A 19,147-nucleotide genomic window follows, 5' to 3' on the forward strand; every position below is an offset into this window, starting at 1 on the left:
AAGTCAGGTCTAGAGTCTAGACCTGGTTGGAGTAAAATTTCCCAAATGGAGTTTCTTGATTTAAAATTATCCTATGGCAAAATTTCTTTTGATTTCGATAATGGTTTTAAGTGCACTCCAAGCAAAGGCGAGTGTGATGGATAAATTCACCACCTGCCTTTTTCAAGAGCTTAAAAATAAACCGGATTTAGAGCCGGCCTTGGCTTATGATGCTGGTCGAACAAAAATAGAAATCGTTGAATTGAGTCCTTCGCAAAAGGAATCATTAAAGAAATTCTTAGAGATCGGTGAGTCTCAAGATAAGAACTTTGCTCAACTGCGTCGATGTCAGGATAAAGTTGATTTAGAATTTTTTAAGAAAAAAAATGATGTAGAAAAAATTTGGGCTTATGAAGGCGAACTCAGTGAGTTTGCGACAGATAAAAAATTAATTTCTTTAAATCGTATAAATTCCGGATTGTACCAAGTCATGCAAGAGGGGCTTGGAAGCTCTCTTAACGAGATCAAAGATATTTATGTCACTTCAGAGCAAGAAAAAAGTTTAAATGATTTAAATGAGTGCTACGAGGTCAAATCGACTAGAGATTGCGTGAAGAATGCTGCAAAAATATTGGCATCGCTGCGGCCAAGCGTTGCCTATTCTTCTATCGTTCAAAGTCGCTTAGATGTTTTTTTAGATAAAAAATATAAAAAAATAAGAGGCAAAAATTGCCAAAAGGAAATCGCAGATCAAGAGAAATTAAAGACGCAGATTCAAAGTGAGAATGAAAAATTGAAGAGTATTTTTGTCAGTTTAGGCTATAAACCTCTAGATATTTATGGTTTTTCATTTCGAGAAGTTGAAGAGATTTTAAAGGGCAAAAAGACCATCGTGAAGGTCAGTTATGAACTCAACACAGAAGATTTATCAGAGATAAAAAATGAAATCGCGCAACTCAATAAAATAGAAATTAAAGATCGCGATTTTAAATTTTATAAAAACCAGACCAGATTGTTCGGTTTGATAAAAGCTTTCGAATCCAAGTCGACCATGTACCTTTATGACAAAGCAGGTTTAGTGACACGAGCCAAAATAGGGATCAGTGTGCGCGACGAAGATAAGATCAGATGTAACAGTTCATCTTCAAAGAGTTTCTTATATAACTCATCTTCAGGGTCGCGCTAAAACACGTTGGTCTAGATTGGGACTTAATATATTTACATGTTTAAAAATTAAGCTATTATGGAATAATAAACATAATTTAGGTAGGTAAACGATGTCTTTTATGAAAGTCTTTTTAATTACAATTGCGGTAATTTTCTCTATATCAGCAAATTCTTATGCGATGTCGAATGCCGAATCTGCAAAAATATGCTCGGAAATTGATGATGGCAATTCGTTTTATCCAAGCGCTATTGATCCAAAGAATGTTCATGTGAGCAGTGTGAAATTAGATCCTATTCATATTGATGAGATAAAAAGATTTTTGAAAAAGGATAAAGCTCTTAGTAGAGCTTTAAATCTATTCCAAGAATGTGTTCAAAATAACTCAAGGTCACTTAAGATGTTTGAAAATGAATTTGACAGTAAAGTGAGGCAGTCTTCTGCTGAAAAGGTAAAATTTGTCCAAAGCAGAGATTTGATACCTGTTCCGAAAAATATAAACAGGCAATTTAATAATGAAATGAGAAAATTTTCTAATGAAATCTGTGAATCAAAAAAGCTAAAAAGTTGCAGCGTAAATGCGAATCGTGTTTACTTATCTAAGTCAGAGCAAGAAGAAATGAGAAAATATCTGATTTACTGTTCGCAAAGTGTTGCTATTAAAAATAACTGTGAAGAAAAAACAAAATCTCTGGTAAGATTATTATTTCCGAACTTTATTCATGGTGCCCATTTAGAAAATGCAGTAAAAGTTCAGGTGCAAGATCAAGAATATGAAAAATGCAAAGATGAAATGATTGAGAAAAGTAAAGCTCATCAAGAGGTGGATAGGCAGCTGGTGTTTGTTAAGCATGCGCTTAAAGCCGTTGGCTTTTCTGAAGATCAACTGAGCGACATTCGTTTTGCTGATGAGATGCTAAACGATCTAGTAGCTGGAAAATCTTCTGTACTTATATTTATGTATACTCCAAAAGACAAGAATAGCATTGAGGCGATTGCTAGTGCAGAAGCTGCAAAAGAAGATGCTGAGGCGAAGAGGCTTATTGGTCTTGGAGTAGGAAGTCCAAATAAACAGTCTACGAAAAAAATAATTAGAGAAGAGCTTTTAGAACTGGCTGATAAGCCGCAAGCTTTTGTATATTACCCTGTTAGTAAAGATGGAGATGGCAAGCTTCTTTCAGAAGTAGGCTCAGGAGTTTTAAGTTATAGTAGCTGCAGTGCCGGTGATTTTACAACTTATGTGAAGAAATCGCGTCACATATTCTCTGAGGAATCTGTACAGATTCCTGTACAGGAATCTGTAGTGGAATCTGTAGAGGAAGCAAAAGCCTCAAACTAGCTTCTCAAATTCAAAATGAAATTTTCAAAAGTGAGAGTGCGATCCACATTGCCGTAAATATCGCGCTCCATTTGAATAAGATTTTGAAATAAATCCTGAATCTTTTCCGGAGAAACGGCGTGAAAGCCTTCGAAGACTTCGGTTTGATCAGAATGAATTCTTGGATTTAAACCTTCTTTATAGAAAAGAATATCTCTTAAAATCTGTTGCCATAGCGACACAAGTTTTAGTGCGCTCTCTTTGTCAGACATAAGTTCTTTAAAAGATGTTGCCGCCTTCAGGTCGTTACTGAGAGCATCTCTTAAAAATGAAAAGGACTTTGTTCTTACGAACTCTAGCCCCGCATCTTTTGTTTGTTCCAGTAAATCCATTCTACCTTGAGAGGATCGAATGATCCAGTCGGGAGCATCAGTTTGTTTTCTCATATCTTCAAAACTTAAAGACGAGAAGTGGAGAAGTTGTGATCTTGATCTCAAGGTCTTAAGCACCGCTTGATCGGAGTGAGTGATTAAAAAGAAAGTCGTATTTGCCGGTGGTTCTTCTAAAATTTTAAGTAAAGAATTTCCCGCTTGAGGATTCATAAGGTGAGCATCGTTAATGATAATGAATCTGTGCTTCCCTGTCTTTTGCAGATTTAAGAATCTATGAATTTCTTCAGCTTGAGCGATTTTAATTTGGGCGCCGTCGGGTTCTATGTATCGGACTTCTTCGTGTTCGTTTTTTTCCACTTTCAGGCACTGACCACATTCTCCGCAGGCCGGACGACCATTGCTACAAAGAACTTCTTGAGCAATGGCAAAAGCCACTTTCTTTTTTCCAATTCCGCTGGGCCCAGAAAGCAAATAGCACGAAGAGATTCTTTGAGATTCAATAACTGAAAGAAGTTGCGCGATTTGTTTTTTATGTCCAATGATGGATTTTAGAATTTGTGCCATCAGCGGGCCTTTAGAAGTTTTAATTCGGTGATTTTTTTATTTAATATTTCAAAAAGCTCGTCTGGTGTTTTAGAGGCATCGAGCACCAGCCACCTTGAAGGCTCTTTTTTGGCTTCGTTGATATATCCTTGTCTTGTTCTCTCATGAAAATCTTTTTTCTCAGACTCTAATCTATCGGCTTCTGTGTGTGTTTCGAGTTGGCGCCCAATGCGTCTTTTTTCGCTTTCCTCAACGGTGAGATCCAATAAAACAAAAAGCTCTGGTTTTAAATCATCCGTGGCAAAGGCATTCAGCCATTCTACGTCTTTCGCATTGATATTTCTTCCGCCGGATTGGAAAGCCATGGAGCTTGCTGTGTAGCGATCGCACAATACCCATTGATTATTCTTGAGAGCAGGTTTGATGCGTTTTTCAACATGCTGTGCTCTGACGGCTTCATAAAGCAAGAGCTCTGCTCTTGGGCAGGGAGCATCGCCTTCTTTACGAAGGATAATATCGCGAAGCTCATCACCTAATGATGTGCCGCCAGGTTCGCGAGTCATAATGTAAGGGATTGAACTTTGGTCGAGGAGGCTAGAGAGCTTCTTCATCAAAGTGGTTTTTCCTGATCCATCCAATCCTTCAAATACAATAAAAGCCATGCGTAATTCATAGAACGGACCTTTGCTATGAGTCACTATTTTTATGACCTTTGAATATTATTAGGACGGGGCTCGGCATGGCCATTCTTTAGGCTAAGCCTCTCTCGGTTCGCGCGTTTCATTTAAGTAAAAGTCTAAGAAAGTCCGATGTTTATAGTATGGGGCATCCCGATTACAAAATTTTAATTATCGACAAAGACGGTCAGACCTCAAGGCGGCTGTGCGAATATTTGATCGAAAATGGCTTTGAAGCTGAGCATGCATCGACAGGTGAAGCTGGTATTGAGCAGATGAAGATCTTTAAGCCGCGCTTTGTGGTTTGCGATTTGATGTTGCCGGATATGAACGCAATTGCTGTTCTAGATTACATCAAATCTCATGCAGAACTCAGTAAGCGCGATATAAAAGTTTTAATCACTTCCAGTCACAACAGTGTGCAGAACGTAAAAGAGTGCATTAAAAAAGGCGCGTGTGATTATATTTTGAAACCCATCAAGCCAGAAACACTTCTTCCGCGTTTGATTTTTCAAGCGCAAAAGAAGAGAGAATTTACAGAGGAAGAAAAAACTGTCGTGACCGCACTCCAAGGTGGAGATCTCTACAACCATCTTTTGAGTCTTGTCTTGAAGGAAGCAATCTCTAAAAAATCAGATCACGAAATTCTCTTCAATATGGCAAAGATGTTGGCGCTGGCCTTGAAAGCTGTTCGATGTTCTTTCATTGAATGCTTAGAGGATCGTGTAACAGGTTATGTGAGAGTTTCTCATGACAACATTGATATGAATAATTTTAAAATCGATTTAGACAAATACCCTGAAGTTTTAGATGTCATGAACAAAGAGCAAATCGTAGTGATCGAAAATCTAGATTCAGATCCAACTCTTGTCGAAATGAAAAAGAATTTAAAAAGTATTTCGTTCAACTCCATGATCGTTTGTCCAATTTATCGTCGTGGATATTTCTACGGCGTGATCTCTGCAAGAATGGGAAACTCACAAATATTTACAGAAAATCATATACGCTTTGCAATGATGCTCAGCCAAATTGTCAGCCTAATTCTAAGCTCCCAAATCCCACTCCCCATAGAATTCAAGCAACCAGCATAAAGGTGAGCCGCACCTTTTCCAAAGGTCTGCGTCACTAAAAGGCGCTTAGTGGCGACACGGTAGGTCGCCAAAAGCGACTAAGCGACTTTTGGTCAGCTGTTGTTGTCGGTGATGTCGCCTATGGCCTCTTCGACTTTTTGTATCCATTTGAGGGCCTCTGTTTCTTCAGATTTATAATAAGAAAGTTTTACTTCTACAAAGGGAGCGTGGAGGCGGTAGCCTTTGGTGAGTTTACAGCCTTGGAGAGCAGTCTCGACTCGGTGAGAGACTTCGGACTCGCCGTAGCCTACGCACTTCCAAGATTTTGTGATGAGTTTATCGAGATTTTTTGTGAGTTCTGCAAACGTTTTTTCTAAGTGATCATTCCAAATGCCATCGATTTCTTTTGGAGGACCCGGAAGAACAAATATTTTTTTATTTTGAGCGGTGAGAGAAAAAGCATTCGCTGTGCCTAGAGCATTTTCTAAAATTTGTGATCCTTCGGGATAGTAGCATTGTTGTTTTTGAAATTCTCTGAAAGGAACTCCGCGTGCTTTGAAACGGGCTTCTATTTTTTCTAAAGATTTTTGATCAAAGACCAATTTCTTTTGTGCCCATTCGGCGATCACATCGCGAGTGAAGTCATCAGTTGTCGGTCCTAATCCACCGGTAACAAAAATAATATCTGATTTGTCCTTACAGAAGTCGAGTGTGTCTAAAATGATTTTACGATCGTCAGGAATGGCAACATGTGTGGTAACCTCCACACCCAAGACAGTCATTTTTTTTGAAATCCATTGCCCATTTGAATTGAGGATCTGTCCAGACGTAATTTCGGTTCCTATGCCAATGATTGATGCTTTCATGTTCATCAAGATACCATTCTCTACATAAAGATCAAACCATATGTGGACTTGTCAAAAAGAGTTTCTGTTGTCATATTTAAAGCCTGACGTTTTGGGTGTCAGGCTTTAAGTATCAGATCAATGCGAGAGGATGATATAATGTCAAAAACAATGAGAAAAGTTGCAATCTTAGGTGGGAAGCGTACGCCATTTGTAAAATCTATGGGCGCTTATCAAAAAACAACGAATCAACAAATGTTCACCGAAGTTTTAAATAATCTAGTCACAGACTATAAACTCGAAGGTAAAAAATTAGGCGATGTTGCAGGTGGAGCGTTGATCACAAATTCGGCAGATTGGAATTTAACTCGTGAGTCTATTTTGGGAACAAAACTTCATCCTCATACGCCAGGCTATAATGTTCAGCGTGCTTGTTCCACAAGCTTAGACACTTCTCTGCAAATTGCTTTGAAAATTGCAGCAGGACAAATTGATGTGGGAATTGCTGGTGGCTCCGATACGAACAGCGATGTGCCGGTGACATTCTCAAGATCTTTTGCATGGAAGATGATTGAGTTGAGAAATGCTAAAAACTTTATGCAAAAATTAAAAGTCATTTTAAGTATTCGTCCAAAAGATTTAAAACCTCATTTTCCAAATGCCGGAGAGAAGAGAACTGGAAAATCTATGGGAGACCATTGTGAAATGATGGTGAAAGAGTGGAAAATTCCGAGAGAAGCCCAAGATGAATTGACATTCATCAGTCATCAGAATGCAGCAAAAGCTTATAAAGAAGGTTTCTATGAAGACATGGTTATTAACTTTAAAGGCTTAAAGCGCGATGGAATTCTTCGCGAAGATACAACCAAAGAAAAACTAGCAAAATTAAAACCTGCTTTTGATAAAACATCGGGGCAAGGAACTCTTACGGCGGGAAATAGCACTCCATTAACTGACGGAGCTTCGGCTGTCCTGATGGCTTCAGAAGAATGGGCCAAGGCTAATAATCTTCCGGTGCTTGCCTATTTTGTCGATGCCCAAGTGGCAGCGTTGGATTTTGTACACGGTGAAGGATTGTTGATGGCGCCAACCATTGCGGTGAGCGAACTTTTAAAACGTAACAACTTGACGCTTCAGGATTTTGATTTTTATGAAATCCACGAAGCCTTTGCGGGCCAAGTCCTCTGCACATTGAAGGCTTGGGAAGATCCGGATTATTGCAAAAAAGTTTTAGGTCGAGACAAACCCCTCGGTTCTATCGATAGATCTAAGATGAACGTCAAAGGTGGAAGCGTAGCCTTGGGCCATCCCTTCGCTGCAACTGGAGCAAGAATTGTTGCAAGTCTTGCCAAGATTCTAAATCAAAATGGAAAAGGTCGCGGACTGATTTCTGTTTGTACGGCTGGTGGAATGGGAGTCGTGGCCATTGTCGAAAAATAATTTTTCCTACACCAAAGAAAAGCAATCGGATTCCTTTGAAATCGAATTCGATTATTTTTCTTTAGATAGAAAAAATTCCAAGCAATTATTTTTACTTTTGCATGGATTTTCGCAAAGAGGTGAGTCGCTCATGAAAAAGCTCTCGCCCATTTTACCGCAAGATGCGGCGATCCTTTCTCCAAATGCACCCTTTCCAGCTCCCTATAAAACGGATTCGGGATACCTAGAGGCTTACGCTTGGTATTTTTATCTCGCCAAAGATAACCGCTTTGTGATTCCGCCAGGGCCCGCGATCAAAGCTCTTAAAAAATTAATTGCAAAACTAGGCTATGATAAACTTCCAATTACGATCATCGGATTTTCTCAAGGTGGATACCTTGCGCCAGTGGTGGCAAAAGAAATGAACGTAAAGCATATCATTGCTGTATCAGCAGATTATCTTGCTCGTTATTACAGCAAGGATGATAAATTTAAATTGGACGCCATCCACGGCGCAAAAGATGAAGTTTCACCAATAGAAATCTCTAAAAAGAATTTAGCAGATCTAAAAGCAGAATTAGGCCTAAATGCTACTTTCCATGAACTCCCAAATACCCGCCATGAAGTCGATGAAGCAGCCATCAAAGTCATCGCAAAAATTTTAAGCTAATTATTTGCACATCTTTAAAAACAGGCATACAAAGTCTTTATGAAGTTCATTTTGATTTTGTCTTTATGTTTTGGTTTTGATGCCTTTGCCGTGTCTAAAGTTGAAGGCTTAGATATTATTTCTCAAGAAGTTAAGGTCATTGATTTTTCAAATTTAAAAGATTCTGAAAAAGGCACGGTGGTGCTTTTTTTATCTCCACTCTGCCCATGCTCAGAGGCCCACACTGGTACGATAAAAGCGCTGATGAAAGAATATAAAGATTTTAAATTCGTGGGAATTTATTCCAGCGCAGAGGAAAACGAAGAGTTTCGTGAATACTTTAGGATGAAAGATTTTGGAATGCCTGTTCTAAGAGACGCAAAATACACTTTCGCCAATGAGCTGGGAGCGTTAAGTACGCCCCACGCATTTGTGATCAACAAAAAAGGCGAAATACTTTATAAAGGCGGCGTAACGTCCAGTAGCAAAGCCAAAAAAGGTTCCGACCAATTATTGAATACGGCATTAAAACAGATTGAAGAAAAAAAAGAAGTAAGCCCTAAAGAAACAAGAGTTTTGGGCTGTGCGATCAGAGACACATAACTGAAGGAGACATATGAAAAATTTTATTTTAGCATTCACTTTATTAATACAACCATTAACGGCTTGTGCAAAAGCTGATTACGTCTCTCAAGATAAACCAGTATCTCCGAGCTCAGCATACCAGGTGATTTTTAAAAAACTTGGAATTTATGCGGAAATAGAATGGGCAAATCCACCACAAAAATCTCAAGATTCAAAATTTCATTTGAAAGTTCTAGGGATGGTATCTGAAGAAAGCATGCAAAAATTAGAAAGCGCAACGCTAGAGGTGATCTTGTGGATGCCATCCATGGGTCATGGAAGCTCTCCCACTTCTGTACAAAAAGTGAATTCTTCAACATTTGATGTATCGAATGTTTATTTTATCATGGATGGGGATTGGGAAATTCGTTTTGTATTAAAGAATGGATCCCAAGTTCTTGATGAAGCTACTTATTCTCTAGATATATAATGGCAGTAGAATGTTTTTATTTATAATTGGTCTTTTTTTAAGTCACAACGCAGATGCAGCCAGCTGCTGCAGTGGAGGGACTAGTACCACGGCCATCATCACCAACAATGATCAGGCGCAATTCACGGCAAGTATGATGTTTTCGTCGGTTCATGCCCAAGCGCGCACCGATGGAAAATGGCAAAAGCTTGATGGAGATAAAACCCGCGAGATTTTTACGATGGAAGGCTCAGCCCTTCTGGGTGACCGCACCCAAATTTCTTTAAGCGCCCCTTTTCAAAAAAATTCTTACGAATCCTCCACACAAAATGCCAATGGCTCAGGAGTTGGCGATGTTAAAATGAGCTTTGCGTATGAAGCTGTGACAGATTGGGATTACTCAAAGTATCGTCCAAAAATTTATGTGTATTCCCAAGCGCAGCTTCCGACGGGCAAATCCATTTACGAAACTCAAGAGTTAGAAGCTGTGGATTCAACAGGAACGGGACTCTTAGGCCTTGGAGTTGGGGCGGTTGCCGTAAAAACGATCAAAAAATGGGATTACAATGCTAATATTTTTACCCAAAAGCTCTTCGATAAAAGTTTTGGCGCAATTCGTATTGAGCCTGGAAATATCTATCAGACAAGTGTGGGCGTTGGTTATAACTACACGGCTTGGAGATTTGGAATCAACAATCTGGCCTACCTTCAAGACTCTGGTAAAACCTCAGGAATGGTGGATTCAAAGATTTCCATAGAGAGATACGTCTCTTCGACTCTACTCGTCAGTTACCTTTACGAAGAAGATCTCTCTGTAACGGCGAGTTATTCTGATCAAACCTTAATCGGAAAACCGGTAAATACTCAGCTCAGCCGAGCAGTTTTCTTGAGTCTACAAAAACATTGGCCAAGATAAGTCATAAGCATAGACATTCAGTCTTGATTTCATTCGTGATCTCAATATAAATTCTATCTTTCAAATCAGGAGACATTCATGGCTAAAGGCACTTATTCGAATCAAGCAACAAACAGTGAAAAAGTAAAAGAAATTTTAAGCTGGTACGGAGCAGATAATCCTGGAGTTCTTGCGAACTTATCAAGACTTCTTAATCACGGAAGAACTGGCGGAACTGGAAAACTCGTTATCCTTCCGGTGGATCAAGGTTTTGAACATGGGCCGGCAAGATCCTTCCAAAAAAATTCCGCAGGATACAATCCGCATTACCATTTCGAATTGGCAATTGAATCAGGTTGCAACGCTTATGCGGCTCCACTCGGATTTTTAGAAGCAGGTGCAAGAGAATACGCCGGCGAAATTCCTTTGATCTTAAAAGTAAACAATTCCGATGTTCTTTACGATAACAAATCTCCAATCTCTGCTTTAACATCTTCAGTGGATGATGCTCTAAGATTGGGTTGCGCGGGAATTGGTTTCACTATCTATCCTGGAAGTGGCGACAGAAAGCAAATGTACGAAGAGATCGCAAGAATGTCTAAAGAAGCAAAAAAAGCAGGTTTAGTTGTTGTAATTTGGGCTTATGCAAGAGGACCGAATCTTTCTAAAGACGGTGAGACTGCAGTAGACGTGATTGCTTATGCTGCTCAAATCGCAGCACAACTTGGTGCTCACATTATTAAAGTGAAGCCGCCAACTAAACACGTAGAACTTGCTGAAGCTAAAAAAGTATTCGATGAATTCAAAATCCCAATTTCAACACTCACAGAACAAGTGAAGCACGTAGTGCAAAGTTGCTTTGATGGTAGAAGAATTATTATCTTTAGTGGTGGAGCGGCTAAGGGCACCGATGCGGTGCTTGAAGAAGTAAAGCATATCGCAAAAGGTGGCGGATTTGGCTCGATCATGGGAAGAAACGCCTTCCAAAGACCAAAGCTCGAAGCAATTAAATTGATTAACGATGTTCAAGATATTTTTGTAAAAGGATAGAGGTAAAAGTTTTGAGTGAATTAATAAATGATCACGTTGAGAGAGAAAATCCGCTAAAAGCTGAGAAAAGAAAAAAACTGACCGAACTCAGAGAGAAAGGCATTAATCCTTTTCCTTACGCTTTTGAAAGAAGCATCGATGCCACGGAAGCTCGTAAAAAATACGAAGCACTTCAAAACGGTGAAGCAGCTAAAGATCAAAAAGTCACAATGGCAGGTCGTCTTATCACAAAACGTCCGATGGGTAAGGCTGCGTTTTTTACTTTCCAAGATCAAGAAGGAACATTTCAAGCTTATATCAGAGTTCAAGAGTTATCTCCGGAAGATGCAATCTCTTGGGACTATATCGATATCGGAGATATCGTAGGTCTTACAGGTTTTGTCTTCAGAACTCAAAAAGGGGAATTATCAATCCACTGTGAGAAATTCCAAATTCTTACTAAAACTCTAGAACCACTTCCAGATAAGTATCATGGACTTGTTGATACAGATTTAAGATATCGTTACAGACATCTTGATCTCATCATGTCTCCAGAAACTAAAAAAGTATTTCAAACCAGAACAAAGATTATCAAGGCGATCAGAAAATTCTTAGACGATCGCGGATTTATGGAAGTTGAAACGCCGATTCTTCAACCTGTTTATGGAGGAGCAGCGGCAGAACCCTTCACGACTCATCATAATGCTTTGGATATGAAGCTCTATATGAAAATTTCTCCAGAATTGTATTTGAAGAAGTTGATCGTAGGTGGATTTGATAAAGTTTATGATCTAAATAAAAACTTTAGGAACGAAGGTATCGATAGATCTCATAACCCAGAGTTCTCAATGATTGAATGGTATGAGGCCTACACAGATTACAATTACCAAATGACACAATTTGAAGAGCTTGTTTCATTCTTAGCCAAAGAAATCACGGGCAGTTACAAAGTTCAGTATCAAGGAAAAGAAATCGATTTCACAACTCCTTGGAAAAGACTTTCTGTTTACGATGCCATCAAAGAATACGGCAAAGTGGATGTTGAAAAATTATCTTCGGCAGAACTTTTCGACCAGTTAAAGAAAAGTGGCAGCGACAGAAAAGGTCCTGCAAGCAAAGGAGAGATGGCTGCTGAACTCTTTGAGTTGGTGGCAGAAGAGCACTTATGGAATCCGATTTTTATTACGGATCACCCAGTTGAAATTTCTCCTCTGACGAAAAAACACAGAACAAAAGCCGGTCTTGTGGAAAGATTTGAGCCTTTTGCAGCTTGTATGGAAATCGGAAATTCTTATTCGGAGTTGAACGATCCAGAAGAGCAAAGATCAAGACTAGAAGAACAAGATAAGCAAAGAGCGCACAATAAAGAAGCTCATCCAATGGACGAAGACTTCTTGCACGCCATTGATGTGGGAATGCCACCCACGGGTGGTGTAGGACTTGGTATTGAGAGAATCGTAATGATCCTTACAGATCAAGCGTCTATCAGAGATATTATCTTCTTCCCTACGATGAAAATAAAGAATGATTAAGAAATTTGATTTTGATTTTATCAAGAATACGGAACAGCTTTTAAAGCAACACAACCTTGGAAATAAAAAACTCCTTGTCGGTGTTTCCGGAGGAGTTGATTCTGTTGTTTTATTTCATCATTTATTAAAAGTTTCAGATAAATTGCCTCTTGATATTTCGGTTTGTTACGTTCACCACGGTATTTCTGCTGATGAAAAACAAAACAAATACCGTGATCGTGCTTTTTCGTTTGTAAAAAGACTCGCGGAAGAAAACAGAATTCCATTTTTTACGAATGATCCTAAAAAAAACAAATCCTCTGACGAAGAATACTTTAGAAATCTTCGAAATGATTTTTTTGTATCGACAATGTCCGAAAATAAAATCGATATTTTGCTCAAAGCTCATCATCGAGATGATTTGTTAGAAACAAGGCTCATTCGCTTGATTCGCGGTGTGGGTGACCAAGGTTTTGAATCTATGACAGAGTTCAATGGTGAGATTTTTAGACCCTTACTCACTTGGAGTAGAGAAGAGATCGAAAATTATGCAAAAAAATATCAATTGGATTTCGTAAAAGATCCTTCTAACAAGGATGGAAAGTATTTTAGAAATTGGATCAGAAACTCTTGGTTGAAAGATTTAGAGGCATATAGACCTGGGGCAAAGTCCAGCCTGACGCGCTCGTTAGAGAATATTTCACAAATGCTAAAGGCAGATTCTGGCTGTGACTTTTCTGCCACAATCGACAAAAGTGGTATTATTCGTAGCAAGCTCATTTTGCTCAATAAGTTGGATCAAAGAAGAGTATTTGCCTTCTACTTGAATAAAATGAATGTGAAGAACTATTCTCACTCTCATATTGATGAAATTTTAAAGCGTCTTGACAGTTCCAAAAAGGCACTCACATTTCATGTGATGGGTTGTGACTGGGTAGTTGACACTGAGCATATCTCCATCAAATAAAACAAATAAGTTTTAAACTAACAGCCGACCTTAAGGCCAAGCGCAATTGTTAAGATTCTGCGCCTCGCATTTGGCTGCGAGAGTCTAGTAAATATATCTTAGAATTCGTCTCTTTAATACTTTCGGCTGTTAGTTTAAAACTTATTTGTTTTATGAATTATCCTGATTTTGTGCTATCCTAAAATAGCTTTTAACTCTTCGAAAGGAATCCGATGCGTTCTACTCAAAAAACTCTAGCCTTGTGGGCATTATTGGTTGTTGTAGCAATCATACTTTTTCAATTCTATGATCAAAAACTTCAAACTACGATCACTGATTTTAATTATGCAAAATTCGTGGAAGCGATCAAAGCCAAAGAAATCAAGCCCGACACAGTGGCATTCAACCAACAGACAAATGAAATTACTGGTGAGTTGAAAGACGAGCTTAAAGAAAAATATAAGGGCGCTCAAAAATTCACTATCGTGGGTAACACAGACGAGCAATCGTTTAAGATTTTGCAAGAAAACGGGTATACACCAAACTACGTGAAAAATGAGAATAATGGATTCTTGCAATCACTTTTTGTAAACTGGTTACCGTTGATTATTATTTTCTTAATGTTCATGTTTTTCATGCGCCAAATTCAAGTTGGTGGCGGAAAGGCAATGAGCTTTGGTAAATCTAAAGCAAAACTTCTTACCGAAAATAAAAATCGCGTAACTTTCAAAGACGTTGCTGGTGTGGAAGAAGCCAAAGATGATTTAACTGAAATTATCGACTTTTTAAAATCTCCAAAAAAATTCACAAACCTTGGTGGTAGAATTCCCAAAGGTGTTTTGCTGGTTGGTCCTCCGGGAACAGGTAAAACTTTGCTTGCAAGAGCTGTAGCTGGTGAGGCTGGTGTTCCGTTCTACACGATCTCTGGTTCTGATTTTGTTGAAATGTTTGTAGGTGTCGGAGCATCTAGAGTAAGAGATTTATTTGAACAAGGTAAGCGTAGTGCTCCTTGCATTATCTTTATTGATGAGATCGATGCCGTAGGACGTCATCGTGGTGCCGGCATGGGCGGTGGGCACGATGAAAGAGAGCAAACTCTAAACCAATTATTGGTTGAGATGGATGGATTTGAAAGTAACGAAGGCGTAATCCTTATCGCTGCGACAAACCGTCCGGATGTTTTGGATCCCGCATTGTTGAGACCAGGAAGATTCGATAGAAGAGTTATCGTTGGAAAACCTGATCTTAAAGGCAGAGTTGAAATTCTAAAAGTTCATACAAGAAAAACTCCTTTGGCATCAGAAGTGGCTATCGAAAAAGTAGCGAGAGGAACCCCGGGGTTTTCTGGTGCTGACCTTGAGAACTTAGTGAATGAAGCTGCTCTGATGGCAGCAAGACACAATAAAAAAGTTATCGATATGCATGACTTCGAAAATGCCAGAGATAAAGTTTTGATGGGGCCTGAGAGAAAATCTATGGTGATCAACGAAGATGATAAGAAAAATACAGCTTATCACGAGGCGGGTCACACAATCATGGCTAAAAAGCTAAAGCATATGGACCCAGTTCACAAAGTAACAATCATTCCAAGAGGGATGGCTTTGGGTGTCACTCAAACATTGCCGATCGATGATCGCGTTTCCTTAACAAGAGAAAAAGCTAAAAACATGATTGCGATGCTTTTTGGCGGAAGAGCTGCGGAAGAAATCATTTTTACAGATTTCACGACAGGCGCTTCAAACGATATTGAAAGAGCAACAGAACTTGCGCGCAAGATGGTTTGCGAGTGGGGTATGTCAGATAAACTAGGACCATTGCACTACGAAAAGCGTGAAGGTCATGTGTTCTTAGGTTTAAACTCTGCTCAACCGGCTAGAGAATACTCTGAACAAACTGGTCAAGAAATCGATAGCGAAGTAAGAAAGCTTGTTAAAGAAGGCCACGAAAGAGCTCTCACAATCTTAAAAGAAAATTTACAAGCGTTACATAATCTTTCTCTAGCATTATTAGAAAAAGAAACTCTTGATGGTATTGAAATCGATATGATCATGGAAGGTAAAACTTTAGCAGATATCGAAAAAGAAAGAGAGCTCAGAGCAAAAACTCTAGAAGAGCAAAATAAAAAACAAGAAGAAGAAAATAAGAAAAAAGAACTTGAAGAGGCTCGTTTAAAAGACGAGTTGAAAAAACCTTCAGGTGGAGGAATGGGTAACACCGGTCCAGTAACTACATAACTAGAACAACCTAAGTCAACAACGTGAGGGGAATAGTTGTCAGCCTTTGGCTGACGGCTCGCAACAAGATGACATTTTTTGGCCGCTTCTTTGAAAACATAAGCTGGATCCTCGGACAAGTGAGGATATGGGATGTCTTAGACATGCTCCTCGTTTGGCTTATTGTTTATCGTATTCTTCTATTGATTAGGCAAACTCGCGCTATTCAAATGTTATCAGGTCTTGGAATTTTGGCCATCACTTATGTTTCTTCGCATTGGTTAGATCTTTTTACTATCAAATGGTTATTAGAAAACTTCTTCGATAATTTATTCGTAATCGTTGTTGTTCTCTTTCAAAATGAAATCAGAAAAGCACTTGCACACATTGGTAGAAATCCATTCTTTAGCGGGGTTTCTGCTGTGGAAGAAACGCAAGTTATTGAAGAGCTCGCAAAATGTTCTATTCAGCTTGCACAACGTGGATACGGAGCTCTTATCGTTATTGAAAGAGAGATGGGCTTAGAGGAGTTCGTTGAAGTCGGAACAAATCTCGATGCCTCGGTGAGCAGTGAACTTTTGAGTTCGATCTTCTTACCATCGAGTCCATTACATGATGGTGCCGTTATCATCCGCGGTGGTCGCATTAGAGCGGCAGGATGTTTCTTGCCATTAACTAAGAGTCCTCAGGTGGATAAAAATTTGGGAACTCGTCATAGAGCCGCGATTGGCTTAACGGAAGAAACGGATGCCATTGTGATTGTGGTTTCTGAAGAAAATAATTTTGTGAGCGTTGTTGAGAGCGGTCAGATGTCTCAGGATTTAGATCATAAGACTTTAAGAAAATTCTTATATGATGCATTTCAAATGTCTCATGAGATCAATATGGAAAGAGGCGCCAACGTATGAGTATCAGTATATGAGCACCAGTATATGAGCCCTATGTCACCTAAACCAAAATTAAAGTGGAATGATAAGTTCAAAGAAACTCTTTATGAGAATGGAAGCTACAAGGTCGTAGCTCTTCTGATCACTTTGATTTTGTGGATCACGGTTCTTGGAAACAAAGACCAAGTTTTAAATCAATATGTAAAATTGAATTTTATACTTCCAAAGAATCATATCATTGCCAACGGAATCACAGATCAGGTTCAAGTGCAGATTTCAGGAAGTAGATTGTCACTCAAAAAATTAGCAAAAGGTTTAGAGCCCATCGAATTGAATCTTGAGGATGCAAGACCGGGAAGAACGATCATCGCTATTCCTACGGATAAAATCACCTTGCCGTTTGGTGCGCAGATTGTGAGTGTAAATCCAGCGACTCTAGTTGTCGATGTTGATCAGATCATTACTAAGAGAGTTCCAGTGAAGATCACTTGGGACGCAGATGAAGAGCCACAATTTGTGAAGGTTTCACAAATTAAACCTGCAAGCATCATTGTAAAAGGCGCTGCAAGTGTTCTTGGTAGAATCCAAGAGGTCTGGACGGATCCAATTAGTCCATTAGAGGTGGTTTTTGATAAATCAAAAACAAATGTAGAATTTAGAGTAGGTTTAAAAGAATTTAGTTATTTTGGCGTATTACCTATAGAAAATAAAAATGTGACAGTGTCACTACAACAAAAGTAAAAAAGTGCGCCTTTTGGAGAAAGAAATTATGTTGGAAAGTTTATTTGGGACGGATGGAGTTAGGGGAACGGCGAACACTTATCCTATCACACCAGACATTGTGATGAAGATTGGGCAAGCTCTTGGTTATATCTTGAGAAAAACCGAAGGCGCTCACAAATCAGATAACAAAAGAGTGGTCATCGGAAAAGACACAAGGCTTTCTGGTTATATGGTAGAGATGGCTTTAGCTTCAGGATTAAACTCTATGGGCGTGCATGTGCAACTTGTTGGGCCACTACCAACTCCAGGAATTGGTTTCTTAACTCAGAACATGAGAGCGGATGCGGGGATTGTCATATCTGCTTCGCACAATCCTTACCATGATAATGGAATTAAAATTTTTGGTCCGGATGGTTTTAAAATTTCAGAAAAAATGGAAAAAGAAATTGAGTCTTTAGTTTTAAATGAAAACTTAAATGCACTTCTCCCAAAATCAGCAGGAATTGGTAGATCAAAACGCATTGAGGATTCTGCCGGTAGATATATTGTGTTTGTGAAAAACACATTTCCTCTAGATTTAACTCTCGATGGTTTAAGGATTGTTTTGGATTGCGCAAATGGAGCTGCTTACAAAGTAGGGCCTGCCATCTTAGAAGAATTGGGTGCCGAAGTTATCGTTCTGGGCAATAAGCCCGATGGAACAAATATCAATGACAAGTGCGGAGCTTTACATCCTAATTCGCTTTCACAGAACGTAGTTCAGTACAGAGCAGATTGTGGAATCAGTCTTGATGGTGATGCGGACAGAGTAATCCTAGCGGATGAAAAGGGAACTATCGTTAATGGCGATCATATTCTTGCCATCTGTGCTTTGGATATGAAAGAGCGCGGTCAATTAAAGAATGATACCGTTGTAGCCACAGAAATGTCTAATTTCGGTTTAGAAAAAATGTTGAAGAATAATAATATCCATCTTTTAAAAACAAACGTAGGTGATAAGTATGTTGTTCAAGAGATGAGAAAAGGTGGTTTTTCAATTGGCGGTGAGCAGTCCGGTCATATTATATTCTTAGACCATTCGACAACTGGTGACGGGCTTATTGCGGCTTTAAAAGTTTTAGCTGTAATGAAGAGATCAAACAGAAAATTATCTGATCTTAGTAGCGTAATGACAGACATGCCACAAATTTTAAAAAATCTTAGAGTGGCCAAGAGAAAACCGCTTGAAGAAATCAGCGGTTATCAAGACCTTCACGATAAGATTTCAAAAGAGCTAAAAGGCCAAGGGAGAATCTTTGTGAGATTTTCTGGAACAGAGCCTCTCATCAGAGTTTTGGTGGAAGGCCCAGATCAAAAAATGATCCGTAAATATGCTGATGATATGGCAAGCCTCTTAGAGAAATCACTTTCTTAAACTAGAGATAATTCCATAAAGCATTGATGCTAAGAATAGGATGGCAAAGATTCGTTGAATCCATTTTGTGCGTTCTATTTTTTCTTTTATTATCTTTTCTTCGTCGATATGAATCACGTTGTCTTCTTCAGATCTTTGGATGTCTTCAAAATCATGTTTTGTGATGTATTTTAGAATTTGATTTTCCACCTTTGGATTGTTGATCAGGAATTCGTCGGGAACTTCGACATAAAAGTGCTGAGCAAGGTAAGCTTTTGTTCTCAATTCTGCATAGAGAATATTGTTTCCAGGTGAAGGCTCTAATTCTTTTTTTGCTTCTTGCTCATTGAAATGGATTTCAAAGGGAATACTGTTTTTTTCTAAAAACTGCACAATGCCGTCGATTTCTTGAGGTACGAGAGGTCCAAAGTTCATAGTAAAATAATATATTCCTTTTCTA

19 protein-coding genes are annotated in these 19,147 nt (G+C 38.9%); 15 read left to right on the forward strand and 4 right to left on the reverse strand.

Annotation, left to right across the window (positions count from 1 at the left end):
* Positions 1–73: 73 nt before the first annotated feature.
* Together V4596_00465 and V4596_00470 are read left to right on the forward strand one after the other, a co-directional pair.
* Positions 74–1,165: a hypothetical protein gene (locus V4596_00465; GenBank protein ID MES2767589.1), complete on the forward strand. Its 1,092-nt coding sequence runs from the start codon at positions 74–76 to the stop codon at positions 1,163–1,165.
* Between the two features lie 100 nt (positions 1,166–1,265).
* Positions 1,266–2,483, forward strand: a complete 1,218-nt coding sequence (locus V4596_00470; GenBank protein MES2767590.1) for a hypothetical protein — start codon at positions 1,266–1,268, stop codon at positions 2,481–2,483.
* Here the strand turns inward: V4596_00470 and V4596_00475 are convergent.
* Together V4596_00475 and tmk are read right to left on the reverse strand one after the other, a co-directional pair.
* On the reverse strand, positions 2,480–3,418 hold the full coding sequence (locus V4596_00475; GenBank protein ID MES2767591.1) for an AAA family ATPase: 939 nt from the start codon (positions 3,416–3,418) through the stop codon (positions 2,480–2,482). The genes V4596_00470 and V4596_00475 overlap by 4 nt on opposite strands.
* On the reverse strand, positions 3,418–4,059 hold the full coding sequence (tmk, locus tag V4596_00480) for a dTMP kinase (GenBank protein ID MES2767592.1): 642 nt from the start codon (positions 4,057–4,059) through the stop codon (positions 3,418–3,420). The genes V4596_00475 and tmk overlap by 1 nt, the downstream gene beginning before the upstream one ends.
* Before the next feature lie 158 nt (positions 4,060–4,217).
* On the opposite strand from tmk, the gene V4596_00485 reads away from it, so the two are divergent.
* Positions 4,218–5,165 carry a response regulator gene (locus V4596_00485; GenBank protein ID MES2767593.1) on the forward strand — a complete coding sequence of 316 codons (948 nt, stop codon included), beginning with the start codon at positions 4,218–4,220 and terminating at the stop codon, positions 5,163–5,165.
* A gap of 92 nt (positions 5,166–5,257) precedes the next feature.
* Here V4596_00485 and V4596_00490 read toward each other — a convergent pair whose 3' ends face one another.
* Positions 5,258–6,010, reverse strand: a complete 753-nt coding sequence (locus tag V4596_00490; protein ID MES2767594.1) for a competence/damage-inducible protein A — start codon at positions 6,008–6,010, stop codon at positions 5,258–5,260.
* A 138-nt stretch (positions 6,011–6,148) separates the two neighbouring features.
* Between V4596_00490 and V4596_00495 the strand changes: the two genes are divergently transcribed.
* The 12 genes from V4596_00495 (at position 6,149) to glmM (ending at position 18,708) form a co-directional block, all read left to right on the forward strand.
* Positions 6,149–7,429, forward strand: coding sequence for an acetyl-CoA C-acetyltransferase (locus tag V4596_00495; protein ID MES2767595.1), 1,281 nt, complete (start codon positions 6,149–6,151; stop codon positions 7,427–7,429).
* Entirely contained in the window at positions 7,416–8,078 is a 663-nt protein-coding gene (locus V4596_00500) for a hypothetical protein (protein MES2767596.1), read from the forward strand. The genes V4596_00495 and V4596_00500 overlap by 14 nt, the downstream gene beginning before the upstream one ends.
* A 39-nt stretch (positions 8,079–8,117) precedes the next feature.
* Complete coding sequence (locus tag V4596_00505) at positions 8,118–8,660, forward strand: thioredoxin-like domain-containing protein (protein ID MES2767597.1); 543 nt, start codon at positions 8,118–8,120, stop codon at positions 8,658–8,660.
* A 13-nt stretch (positions 8,661–8,673) separates the two neighbouring features.
* Positions 8,674–9,111, forward strand: coding sequence for a serine protease spb1 (locus V4596_00510; GenBank protein ID MES2767598.1), 438 nt, complete (start codon positions 8,674–8,676; stop codon positions 9,109–9,111).
* A 10-nt stretch (positions 9,112–9,121) separates the two neighbouring features.
* Positions 9,122–10,006 (forward strand): hypothetical protein, encoded by an 885-nt coding sequence (locus V4596_00515; GenBank protein ID MES2767599.1) that lies wholly within the window; start codon positions 9,122–9,124, stop codon positions 10,004–10,006.
* 78 nt (positions 10,007–10,084) lie between these two features.
* Entirely contained in the window at positions 10,085–11,035 is a 951-nt protein-coding gene (locus V4596_00520) for a class I fructose-bisphosphate aldolase (GenBank protein MES2767600.1), read from the forward strand.
* Between the two features lie 11 nt (positions 11,036–11,046).
* Positions 11,047–12,546: a lysine--tRNA ligase gene (lysS, locus tag V4596_00525; GenBank protein ID MES2767601.1), complete on the forward strand. Its 1,500-nt coding sequence runs from the start codon at positions 11,047–11,049 to the stop codon at positions 12,544–12,546.
* Entirely contained in the window at positions 12,539–13,492 is a 954-nt protein-coding gene (gene tilS / locus V4596_00530; protein ID MES2767602.1) for a tRNA lysidine(34) synthetase TilS, read from the forward strand. Before lysS ends, tilS begins: the two co-directional genes overlap by 8 nt.
* Before the next feature lie 212 nt (positions 13,493–13,704).
* Positions 13,705–15,705: an ATP-dependent zinc metalloprotease FtsH gene (gene ftsH, locus V4596_00535; GenBank protein ID MES2767603.1), complete on the forward strand. Its 2,001-nt coding sequence runs from the start codon at positions 13,705–13,707 to the stop codon at positions 15,703–15,705.
* A gap of 68 nt (positions 15,706–15,773) precedes the next feature.
* Complete coding sequence (cdaA, locus tag V4596_00540) at positions 15,774–16,592, forward strand: diadenylate cyclase CdaA (GenBank protein ID MES2767604.1); 819 nt, start codon at positions 15,774–15,776, stop codon at positions 16,590–16,592.
* Positions 16,593–16,625: 33 nt separating this feature from the next.
* On the forward strand, positions 16,626–17,312 hold the full coding sequence (locus tag V4596_00545) for a hypothetical protein (GenBank protein MES2767605.1): 687 nt from the start codon (positions 16,626–16,628) through the stop codon (positions 17,310–17,312).
* Between the two features lie 28 nt (positions 17,313–17,340).
* The gene (glmM, locus tag V4596_00550; GenBank protein MES2767606.1) at positions 17,341–18,708 is read left to right on the forward strand and encodes a phosphoglucosamine mutase; all 1,368 of its coding nucleotides are present in this window, start codon (positions 17,341–17,343) and stop codon (positions 18,706–18,708) included.
* Here glmM and V4596_00555 read toward each other — a convergent pair.
* A complete protein-coding gene (locus tag V4596_00555) occupies positions 18,697–19,122 on the reverse strand; it encodes a hypothetical protein (GenBank protein ID MES2767607.1) in 426 nt (141 codons plus the stop codon). The genes glmM and V4596_00555 overlap by 12 nt on opposite strands.
* Positions 19,123–19,147: the final 25 nt, after the last annotated feature.

This window comes from Bdellovibrionota bacterium (assembly GCA_040386775.1).
In the GTDB taxonomy this organism is placed as follows: domain Bacteria; phylum Bdellovibrionota; class Bdellovibrionia; order Bdellovibrionales; family JAEYZS01; genus JAEYZS01.

Bases quoted from the DNA above. Each gene is read 5' to 3' on its own strand.
- V4596_00465 (MES2767589.1), top strand. From the start codon at position 74: ATGGCAAAATTTCTTTTGATTTCGATAATGGTTTTAAGTGCACTCCAA.
- V4596_00470 (MES2767590.1), top strand. From the start codon at position 1,266: ATGAAAGTCTTTTTAATTACAATTGCGGTAATTTTCTCTATATCAGCA.
- V4596_00475 (MES2767591.1), bottom strand. From the start codon at position 3,418: ATGGCACAAATTCTAAAATCCATCATTGGACATAAAAAACAAATCGCG.
- tmk (MES2767592.1), bottom strand. From the start codon at position 4,059: ATGGCTTTTATTGTATTTGAAGGATTGGATGGATCAGGAAAAACCACT.
- V4596_00485 (MES2767593.1), top strand. From the start codon at position 4,218: ATGGGGCATCCCGATTACAAAATTTTAATTATCGACAAAGACGGTCAG.
- V4596_00490 (MES2767594.1), bottom strand. From the start codon at position 6,010: ATGAAAGCATCAATCATTGGCATAGGAACCGAAATTACGTCTGGACAG.
- V4596_00495 (MES2767595.1), top strand. From the start codon at position 6,149: ATGTCAAAAACAATGAGAAAAGTTGCAATCTTAGGTGGGAAGCGTACG.
- V4596_00505 (MES2767597.1), top strand. From the start codon at position 8,118: ATGAAGTTCATTTTGATTTTGTCTTTATGTTTTGGTTTTGATGCCTTT.
- V4596_00510 (MES2767598.1), top strand. From the start codon at position 8,674: ATGAAAAATTTTATTTTAGCATTCACTTTATTAATACAACCATTAACG.
- V4596_00515 (MES2767599.1), top strand. From the start codon at position 9,122: ATGTTTTTATTTATAATTGGTCTTTTTTTAAGTCACAACGCAGATGCA.
- V4596_00520 (MES2767600.1), top strand. From the start codon at position 10,085: ATGGCTAAAGGCACTTATTCGAATCAAGCAACAAACAGTGAAAAAGTA.
- tilS (MES2767602.1), top strand. From the start codon at position 12,539: ATGATTAAGAAATTTGATTTTGATTTTATCAAGAATACGGAACAGCTT.
- ftsH (MES2767603.1), top strand. From the start codon at position 13,705: ATGCGTTCTACTCAAAAAACTCTAGCCTTGTGGGCATTATTGGTTGTT.
- cdaA (MES2767604.1), top strand. From the start codon at position 15,774: ATGACATTTTTTGGCCGCTTCTTTGAAAACATAAGCTGGATCCTCGGA.
- V4596_00545 (MES2767605.1), top strand. From the start codon at position 16,626: ATGTCACCTAAACCAAAATTAAAGTGGAATGATAAGTTCAAAGAAACT.
- glmM (MES2767606.1), top strand. From the start codon at position 17,341: ATGTTGGAAAGTTTATTTGGGACGGATGGAGTTAGGGGAACGGCGAAC.
- V4596_00555 (MES2767607.1), bottom strand. From the start codon at position 19,122: ATGAACTTTGGACCTCTCGTACCTCAAGAAATCGACGGCATTGTGCAG.